Raw genomic sequence first — 9,756 nt, forward strand, 5'->3', positions numbered from 1 at the left:
AATTATTTTATGATATTTGTCCTGGCCATAACAGTTTTATTTTGAACTGACTATAGTTTGGTTCACTGTAGATAAAGAATTTATGGATGCTGTAGTGGGGACTATCCTATTTTGCTGTGTTGGTGGAACTAGCGCAGTCATCATAGGATGGTTTGCACTTCCGAAACACAAATAAAATTAATAGATTTTCATTGATGAAGTTTCTGTGGAAAAAAAGACACGATATTCAGAACATCAAATTTTTAACGTAAGATAGCATCATCTTTATTTAACTAGATTTACTTATGTGGCTTTTTATCGTTTTTACGCAGTTGCTCGCTATTATGACTAGCATTATTCTTTGGTGGTTAATAAAGCCAAGAATGACTGCTACTAAAGTTGCGCTGATATCTGTTGTCTTTATTATTAATAATATCGCTCTCCTTTATGGCTTGAGTGAGTTTTGGTACGAGCGTTTTCACGTCTATTTGGTTATCAGTATTTTGCAAGGCTTTATGTTTTATGCCGCTTTAATAACGGCTGTGCTTGCAGGGGTTTATGCTCTAATACTTAAACAAAAGCCACGACCAATAACCATTCGTGTGTTTGCAATGGTGGTTTATATCAGTATCGTGAGCCTCGCTATATTTAATGCCTACTCACCCGAGGTACATCGATTGACAGTTACGACAACCAAACCTCTCGATAAGCCAATGGAGATCGCATTGGTTTCTGATACGCATCTGGGCAGATGGTTTGGTAATCGGCAGATAGATAAAATGGTTAAGCTGATTGATAAGCAAAGTCCAGACGTGGTGGTCATCGCTGGTGATATTATGAATGACACCACTATTGCTTACGATAATACCAATATGCATGAGCAGTTATCAAAACTAAAAGCACCGCTTGGCGTTTATGCGACGTTGGGTAATCATGACTATCTAGGCTATGATGAACAAATAGCACAGGCTATTGAGGCTGCTGGTATCAAAGCCCTTGATAATGAGAGTGTGTTATTAAACGATGCAGTATGGTTGATTGGGCGCTCGGACGATGTGGATCTAACCAGACTGTCAGCGGATGAGTTACTAAATCAAGTGGATGCCGATAAGCCAGTGGTGTTTTTAGAGCATCGCCCTTCGATGATGGATGAAGTCAGTGCTTTACCAGTGGATTTGCATCTGTCTGGGCATACTCATGGTGGGCAGATATTTCCATTAACGATATTAATGGACTGGTTCTCACCATTAAATTATGGTGCCAAAAAAATAGCCGATACACAGTTTTTGGTAACCTCAGGCTATGGTATCGGTGCAGTGCCTTTTAGACTAGGTACGCGTTCTGAGGTTTGGATAATTACCTTACAGTCGGCAAAATAGCTCTACATAATTTACGCTGTAAATCTCTATCGGCACGCCAATCTGCTAGGAAACCTCATGCGTTACGCATTTATTATCACCATTATTGTGCTGTTGCAGCTTTTTAGTTTAGGAGCGGTACTCAGCTTACAGTGGTGGTTACAGCCTTGGATTGTTTCAATTACTATACCGCTATCACCGGCTATGGTGTGGGTAGTGGTTTTTGCCATTACCAATAGCCTGTTGCTGTTGAGCGTCAGCAAAATATTTTCTAATAGCTATCGCTGGATAAGCGCTTGGATGTTAGTGATGCACTTTATAATGCTCACCGCTTTATCGACCAGTTTACTATATGGCGGTTATTGGCTCTTAAATAGCTGGTTCGGTATTACGCTTATTGATGGAGAAATACTTACTATTGGGTTACGCATTTTTGCGCTGGTTTTCTTTGTAGCGTTGTTTATTTACGCCCTATATAGCGCTTATGTGCCGGTTGTGCGTAGGCTGTCTATTAGTATTGATAAGCCTATGGCTAAGCCATTACGCATTGCTGTAGCCAGTGATTTACATTTGGGCAGATTGTTTGGTAATAGTGCGATAGATAGGCTACATCATCTTATTATAAAAAATAAAGCCGACATACTGCTGATGCCGGGCGATATCATGGATGACAATACGCAAGCATTTGCTGATTATAAGATGGCAGGAAACTTGGCTGAGTTATGTAAAATCTTGCCATATGGCGTCTATGCTACTTTAGGCAATCATGATTTATATGGACACGAGCAGCCGATTAGTGAAGCGCTGTGCAATGCAGGCGTGCAACTGTTAAATGATGAGGTGAAATGTCTCATGCACCAAGGACAAGCACTTTGGTTAGTAGGACGTTTTGATAATCATAAACGTCAACGTGTGGCGACCACTGAACTGATGGCGCGCGTCGATAGTACCAAACCTATTATTATGCTCGATCATAGACCTAGCGATATTGCTAAGCATAGTCAGCTACCGATTGATTTACAGGTTTCAGGACATACTCATAACGGACAGATATATCCAGCCAACTTTATCGTCCATGCTATCAATCGCTTGGGCTATGGTTATGAAGCCATTGGCAAAGGACACTTTGTCGTCTCCTCAGGTTATGGTTTTTGGGGTATTCCGTTTCGACTGGGCTCGCGCTCGGAGATTTGGCTAATCACTTTGAATGGTAAGAATGAAGATAAATTTTAAAAAAGTAATGTTTAAGAACGTAATATCTAAATAGCACTATTCTGTAATATAAATAAACCAGCACTCTTTTATGCAATAGACCCTAATAACTATGCCGCTAATTGCGACTGGGTATTGATAACATCGCGCACAAAGCTCGCAAAACCTTTAATGATATCGCCTGTTTCTTGTCCAATCCCCTGATGAATACTCATAAAATGAATAAAACCATGGGGCGCACCAAGTACGGTATAAGTCTCAACAGGGACATCATGCGCTTTCAATTGTTTTGTATAGGCAAAAGCTTCATCACGCAGCACATCCAGTTCAGCGGCGACAATATAAGTCGGGCATACTTTACTATTGTCACCAAGCATGGGGCAATTAAGGATATGTTGGCGTGGCAATGGGCTGTGATCAAAACATGCGGCATCAAACACCGCCACGTCAGCATGATCTAATAGTAGACCCTCACCATACAATTCCCAGCTTGGATAATCTGTCTCGATATCCGTCACTGGATATAAAGGCATTTGCGCAAGCGGACTGGGTAAGCTTTTTAATAATTCAAACATATCTTGACCGTCCATACTCAAATCTAGCCAAGCGTCTTCAGTGGGTGCGGCGAGCTGCTGCGCCATCAACGTCGACAATCCACCACCAGCACTATCACCAGCCAGCACTATCCGAGATGGCGTTGCCCCCAGCGATTGACAGTTTTCAGCCAGCCATGCATAAGCAGTAATACAATCTTGCAAGGCAGTTGGTGCAGGGTATTCAGGCGCTAAGCGGTAATCGACGCTGACCACTGGCCAGCCAGCCTGCTCACAAACCGCATGACAAAACTCATGATGGGTATCGACGTCGCCGATACAAAACCCACCACCGTGAAAAAACAACATAACCGTTTCGTCGGGGTTATGAATCGCGCATTTTTTAGTATTTATCCCATAAGAGCGTTTACTCGCCTGATAACAACGAACAGTCATATCGCCATCGTCAGCATTAGCGATGGTCTTATCTTCCCAGCTAATAGGTGTGTCGCCTTTTTTGGCACAACGCATTAGGCTGCTAAGTGTATTAATACTGGCTTGCTGCCATACTCTTGGCGATTGCATAGCGACAGCATCCGCCGCAAACCTGTCACGCAGCTCGTGCATGGGCGTTAGCTCTAAAGGTGTTTTAAGGTTGCTGTTTACGGCTAGTATCAAACGCAAATGAGCGTCAGCATGCAGATATTGCTTTGAGCTGGGTCCTTTGAGATAGCTCACCAAGCTTTCTAATACAGGCGTTGGCAGGCAGCCCAAACCTTTCATCGCATAATGCAAGGTATGTGACTGATAGTTTATCATCGGACTGTAGCTAAGCATTTTTTCTGTAATGCTCAAACGCTTTTCTTCTGCACTATTTTCTTTTATGCCCTTATCTACGGTATCCGTATCTACTTGAGCGGATGACGCTAAATTTTTTGGCGTTAGGTTCGTCGATGTTAAGTTCATCGTCATCAACGCTTTATTAAGTAGAGTGTTGATTGATAGTACTGCTGAATTAGACATAACACCCTCATTATTGGTCGTTAATATTTGATCAATGACCGTTAGTAGCTGTTGTAATAGGTCAGCGTAAATCTAACGTAAGTTGCAATATTTGTAACAATAATAAATTAATCATCAATAAAGTTGAGTGGTGTTTGGTAATGGCTTAGATAGTAATGGTAAAGAAATTGGAATAAGTGACGGTTTTTTGTACGTTTTTTTAGCAGATACCTATATTAGCTGACAGCAAAAGAAACCTTATAAAGAGAATTTAGATGATATTTCGATAACATTTGTTATAAATGCAAAAATTCCTTAGCTTTAGGCTTGAAATTTGACCCCATCACCTTTATTAATCAGCTATCGAAGCGTATTAATAAAAACAATCAGTGACTGTTATTAAGAAACTAATAAAGTATTAAGCATCTAATAAAGGCGCAAGATGACCAACAAATAGCGTGGCTCTTGTGTCCTGCATTAACCGTTCTTATTAAGCATTACTAAGTATTATTAAACATTATTAAAATTCTAAGGAGTTATCATGAGCGAGCAAAACCAAAATCAAGAGCCTGTTGATCAAAATGTGACCCATGACAATATTGAGCATAGCGACAGTATTTTAGAAGAAACCATGAAAGAGTTTGATCCACAAAACAACGAAGGCGAAGAAGCGACTATCGAGAATGAAATTAACCTTGATACCTTTGCCGCCCGTATTAAAGAGCTAGAAGGTGAAGTTAAACAAGCCAAAGAAGGCACTGCTCGTGCCAATGCTGAAGCTTATAATGCGCAAAAACGTATGGAGCAGGAAACAGATAAAAGCAAAAAATTCGCGCTGCAAAAGTTTGCAAAAGAGTTGTTAGAAGTCGTCGACAACCTAGAGCGTGCTATCGAAAACGCCCATGCAGATGATCCTGTTACTGAAGGCGTAAAACTGACCCATAAAGCGTTATTAGACGTGTTAAATAAAAATGGTGTCGAAGTGGTTGAACCACAAGGCGAAAAATTTAACGCTGACTTACATGAAGCGGTAGGTATCGACCCCGATGCGCCAGCTGATACGGTTGGTACAGTGTTGCAAAAAGGCTATAGCTTAAACGGTCGTCTATTGCGTCCAGCAATGGTACGTGTTGGGCAATAGTATTTAAGATAGTAGTATTTAAGACAATTCAGCTTAAAAACTAATACCGCGGGTATTAGTATTTAAAAAAGAAGTCTTTAACAGTGCTAAACCTTATTAGAAGTAAGGGTTTTCACAAAAAATCACATAAAAGGCATTATTTACGTGGTTATTGACTTGAAAAAACGACCACGTAAACCTATATAAAGCAACAAGTGACCCGCTAGAGACAATTTCTAAGGTCTGATGATATAAATATTTTTGTTTAAAAATAAATTAGGAGCAATTAATTATGGGTAAAGTAATTGGTATTGATTTAGGTACAACTAACTCATGTGTCGCAGTGATGGAAGGCGATAAAGTTAAAATTATCGAAAACGCTGAAGGTACTCGTACCACACCATCGATTGTCGCTTATAAAGATGACGAAATCCTCGTTGGTCAGTCAGCCAAGCGTCAAGCAGTGACCAATCCAAGCAACACCTTATTTGCAATCAAGCGTTTGATTGGTCGTCGCTTTGATGACAAAGTTGTGCAAAAAGACATCGGTATGGTGCCGTACAAAATCGCCAAAGCGGACAACGGTGATGCGTGGGTAGAAATCAATGGTAAAAAATTAGCACCACCACAGGTATCTGCTGAAATATTGAAAAAGATGAAAAAAACTGCCGAAGACTATCTTGGTGAAAGCGTGTCTGAAGCGGTCGTTACTGTACCTGCTTACTTCAATGACTCACAACGTCAAGCTACTAAAGACGCTGGTAAAATTGCTGGTCTAGATGTAAAACGTATCATTAACGAACCAACGGCTGCTGCACTTGCTTATGGTATGGACAAAAAGCAAGGCGATAGCACTGTTGCCGTTTATGACTTGGGTGGTGGTACATTTGACGTATCAATCATCGAAATCGCTGATGTCGATGGTGAGCAGCAATTTGAAGTACTAGCGACCAATGGTGATACATTCCTTGGTGGTGAAGACTTTGACTCAGCCTTGATTGACTTTTTAGTCGCTGAATTCAAAAAAGACCAAGACGTTAACCTAAAAGGTGACTCTCTGGCGATGCAGCGTCTAAAAGAAGCGGCAGAGAAAGCAAAAATTGAGCTATCAAGTGCCCAAAGTACTGAAGTGAACTTGCCATATATCACCGCTGATAGCAGTGGTCCTAAGCATTTGGTCGTCACGATCAGTCGCTCAAAACTTGAGAGCCTAACAGAAGAGCTAGTACAACGTACGATGGGCCCATGTAAAACTGCCCTAGAAGATGCTGGTCTAAAAATTGGCGATATCGATGATGTCATCTTAGTCGGTGGTCAGACTCGTATGCCATTGGTACAGCAAAAAGTACAAGAGTTCTTCGGTCAAGAGCCACGTAAAGACGTGAATCCTGACGAAGCAGTAGCCGCTGGTGCAGCGATTCAAGGTGCAGTATTGTCTGGTGATAAAACTGACGTACTATTGCTTGATGTGACGCCATTGACGCTAGGTATCGAAACCATGGGCGGAGTTATGACCCCAGTTATCGAGAAAAACACCATGATTCCTACCAAGAAATCACAGGTATTCTCAACGGCAGAAGACAACCAGCCAGCAGTAACCATTCAGGTTTATCAAGGTGAGCGTAAAATCGCCAACCAAAATAAACAGCTCGGACGTTTTGATTTAACGGATATTCCACCAGCACCACGTGGTCTACCACAAATCGAAGTGAGCTTCGACATCAACGCTGACGGTATCATGAATATTTCAGCAACCGATAAAGGTACTGGTAAAGCGCAAAGTATCCAGATTAAAGCAGATTCTGGCTTGTCGGATGAAGAAGTCGAGCAAATGGTTCGTGACGCAGAAGCAAACGCTGCGGAAGATGAGAAATTTGCTAACCTAGCGCAAGTGCGTAACGAAGCAGATGGTCGTATCCATGCGGTACAAAAAGCGCTAAAAGAAGCGGAAGATAAAGTCACTGAAGATGAGAAATCAACAGTAGAAGCGGCGGTCACTGAGCTTGAAACAGCGGCGAAAGAAGATGACCATGACGATATCAAAGCCAAACTTGAAGCCTTAGATAACGCTTTCTTACCAATCAGCCAAAAGATTTACGCTGATAGTGGTGCGGGCGCAGAGGGTATGGATCCAAGCCAGTTCCAAGAAGGCGCTGAAGGTGCAGCGGATAGTAGCCAAGCCGACGACGATGTCGTTGATGCTGAGTTTACTGAAGTAGACGAAGACAAAAAGTAAGGCTGTTAATAATTAGTTAAGTTAACAAGCTGTTCAATTAGAAAAACGCATCCTTCGGGGTGCGTTTTTTTATGGTTGTTATTTATAAAAGATAACCTACCACTCTATATTTTGTCGTTACGGTTTAAACGCACTCACTATCAGTACTTCGTAAGTCAAATTAACGATAGGCTGCCCAATATCATCTTGCGCTGAAAAATGTTGCCAATAATCTGACTCAAACTGTTGCAAGCGTGCTTTTGTCCACCTAAAGGACTGGGTGTTGCTGGGGTTTACTTGAGTACGATTCGTCGATACGCCCGTTAGTTTCATATGTTTTAAGACAGCGTAGGGACTGGAAAACGGTAACTCAAAACGCTGGGTGAACAGTTTGATTTTCTCAAATCCAGCATTGACGAGTGCTAATTGCCACTCATCAATGTCTGGATAATCGAGTCCTTGACCAGTCAAACGCTTAATCTGCCAAAAATTATTTGGCGTAAAAGTGTTAAATAGCAGTTGACCGCCCGCTTGTAAGCGTAACGCTGACTGTGCGACGAAACTTAAAGGCTTATCAAACCACTGCACTGCGTTAGCACTGATTATCAAACTATGCTTTGCTACCAAATCCATGGTTTCAGCATCACCGATCTCTATATCGGCAGTTGGTAATATTGATTGCAGTGTATCGGTCTGTTCAGCGCATAACTCATTGATCAGCCAATGCTGGCTTTGTATCTGTGCAGCTATTAAACGGGTCATTTGACCGGTTCCTGCACCGACTTCCAACACACTATCTTGCTGCGCATGTGCAATATTGGAGGATAAGTATTGACAGACTTGCTGCTGAATATTGGCATGCTGGTCATAGTCGCTGGCATTGGCAAAATGACGAGCGATGGTTTTTTTTCTGGTGCTAAATGTATCCGTTTTGGCGAGTGTTTTCATAAGGTTTATTATATCCAAGTGAGCCAGTTATCAATCGATAGTAGCGCTGACATCTCTATTACAGAACAGCGTCATAACTGTCTTATCAATTGCTCGCAGTCTTTATTTGTTAGCTTGGCATTCATGACCAAACGGATACGCGCCGTGTTTGCAGGAACGGTGGGTGGCCTGATAGGCATCGCGTAAAAACCTGCTGCTTGCAACTGTTGTGCTTTGGCAAGAGTGCTGGCGTTATCACCCAATATGTAAGGCACAATGGGTGACTCATAGTTTGGATATTGAATAGTTGGAGAGACACGGTGTCGTTGGACGATGGCTCGACTAAGCTTGGTAGACAATTGCGCTAAATGCGCACGTTGGTCATTTAGCGTTGGCATTTTTGCTAAAATAAACCGTGTCCATGCGTGATTGATAGGGGGTAATGCAGTACTAAAAATGAGCGGACGCATGGTGTTAATCAGCCATTGCTTGACGATGTCATCACACATGATATAAGCACCTACTGAGGCAAAAGCTTTACCAAAAGTACCGACCAAATAGTCAATATTAGCCAATGTCTGTGTTTCTTCTGCGAGTCCCAAGCCTGTATCACCCAACACACCAATGGCATGAGCCTCATCGACATACAGCTCAATGCGAGCATCTTTGGCTTTTAATTGTACCAGTTGACATAAATCAGCACGATCACCATCCATACTAAAGATGCTTTCAGTGACAACAATAATGCGCTCAATGTCTGGATTTGCTTGCTTAATAAATGTAGCCAAATGCTCATAATCATTGTGACGATAACGGCGATAGGTAACCAGCTTGCTTTGACTTAGACGCAGACCATCGATAATACTGGCATGTACTAGCTTGTCAGCCAGAATAAGCGTTTTGACTGGCAAGGCTGTTAGGGCTGGTAATATGCCAAGGTTGGCATGATAGCCGCTATTCAATACCAACACCGACTTTGAGACAGAGGTATCTTGTTTGTCCACCGCGGTTTGATACCATTCCTGCAACTCAGACTCTAGCGCTTGCAGTTGTGCATCACTTCCAGTGAGCAAGCGTGAGGACGTCGCACTCATTTTAGGTGTTTGTGCGGCTGATAGGAGTCTTATTTGGTTGAGAAATTCGTTTTGTAATTCAGTGTCGCCGCCTAAGCCAAGATAGTCGTTACTGGTAATATTGAGTAAGGTCTTACCTTCGCTAATAACGTATGGCCCATTATGTTGAAGGTTGGGTAGTTGACGATATTGTTGGGTGGCTTTGAGTGCTATAAGCGCTTCTTGTAGGCGACTATTTATAAGTCCAGTCATTACTTTTACCTTAAAATATTCGTTATCGATTAGGGGCTGTATAGAATTGGGAGATAGTTGAAAAAAATAAGCAACGCCTTACACT

The 9,756-nt window shown here is 42.0% G+C and carries 7 protein-coding genes; 4 read left to right on the plus strand and 3 right to left on the minus strand.

The genetic code is table 11. The annotated features are described in order from the left end of the window. Positions 1-362 precede the first annotated feature (362 nt). Together EI161_RS11790 and EI161_RS11795 are read left to right on the plus strand one after the other, a co-directional pair. Positions 363-1,358 (plus strand): metallophosphoesterase, encoded by a 996-nt coding sequence (locus EI161_RS11790; protein ID WP_225735366.1) that lies wholly within the window; start codon positions 363-365, stop codon positions 1,356-1,358. Positions 1,359-1,415: 57 nt separating this feature from the next. After that, positions 1,416-2,570: a metallophosphoesterase gene (locus tag EI161_RS11795; RefSeq protein WP_192529636.1), complete on the plus strand. Its 1,155-nt coding sequence runs from the start codon at positions 1,416-1,418 to the stop codon at positions 2,568-2,570. An 89-nt stretch (positions 2,571-2,659) separates the two neighbouring features. On the opposite strand, the gene EI161_RS11800 is transcribed toward EI161_RS11795, so the two are convergent. Continuing rightward, complete coding sequence (locus EI161_RS11800; RefSeq protein WP_192529637.1) at positions 2,660-4,105, minus strand: alpha/beta hydrolase; 1,446 nt, start codon at positions 4,103-4,105, stop codon at positions 2,660-2,662. 520 nt (positions 4,106-4,625) lie between these two features. On the opposite strand from EI161_RS11800, the gene grpE reads away from it, so the two are divergent. Beyond that, a complete protein-coding gene (gene grpE, locus EI161_RS11805; protein ID WP_192524769.1) occupies positions 4,626-5,225 on the plus strand; it encodes a nucleotide exchange factor GrpE in 600 nt (199 codons plus the stop codon). A gap of 271 nt (positions 5,226-5,496) precedes the next feature. After that, a complete protein-coding gene (dnaK, locus tag EI161_RS11810) occupies positions 5,497-7,440 on the plus strand; it encodes a molecular chaperone DnaK (RefSeq protein WP_192529638.1) in 1,944 nt (647 codons plus the stop codon). A 117-nt stretch (positions 7,441-7,557) separates the two neighbouring features. Here dnaK and EI161_RS11815 read toward each other — a convergent pair whose 3' ends face one another. Both EI161_RS11815 and EI161_RS11820 read right to left on the minus strand, forming a co-directional pair. Continuing rightward, positions 7,558-8,367: a methyltransferase domain-containing protein gene (locus tag EI161_RS11815; RefSeq protein WP_192529639.1), complete on the minus strand. Its 810-nt coding sequence runs from the start codon at positions 8,365-8,367 to the stop codon at positions 7,558-7,560. Between the two features lie 71 nt (positions 8,368-8,438). Beyond that, on the minus strand, positions 8,439-9,671 hold the full coding sequence (locus EI161_RS11820) for an 8-amino-7-oxononanoate synthase (RefSeq protein WP_192524772.1): 1,233 nt from the start codon (positions 9,669-9,671) through the stop codon (positions 8,439-8,441). Positions 9,672-9,756 lie beyond the last annotated feature (85 nt).

The sequence above is a fragment of the Psychrobacter sp. FME5 genome (assembly GCF_014861375.1).
Classification (GTDB): Bacteria; Pseudomonadota; Gammaproteobacteria; order Pseudomonadales; family Moraxellaceae; genus Psychrobacter.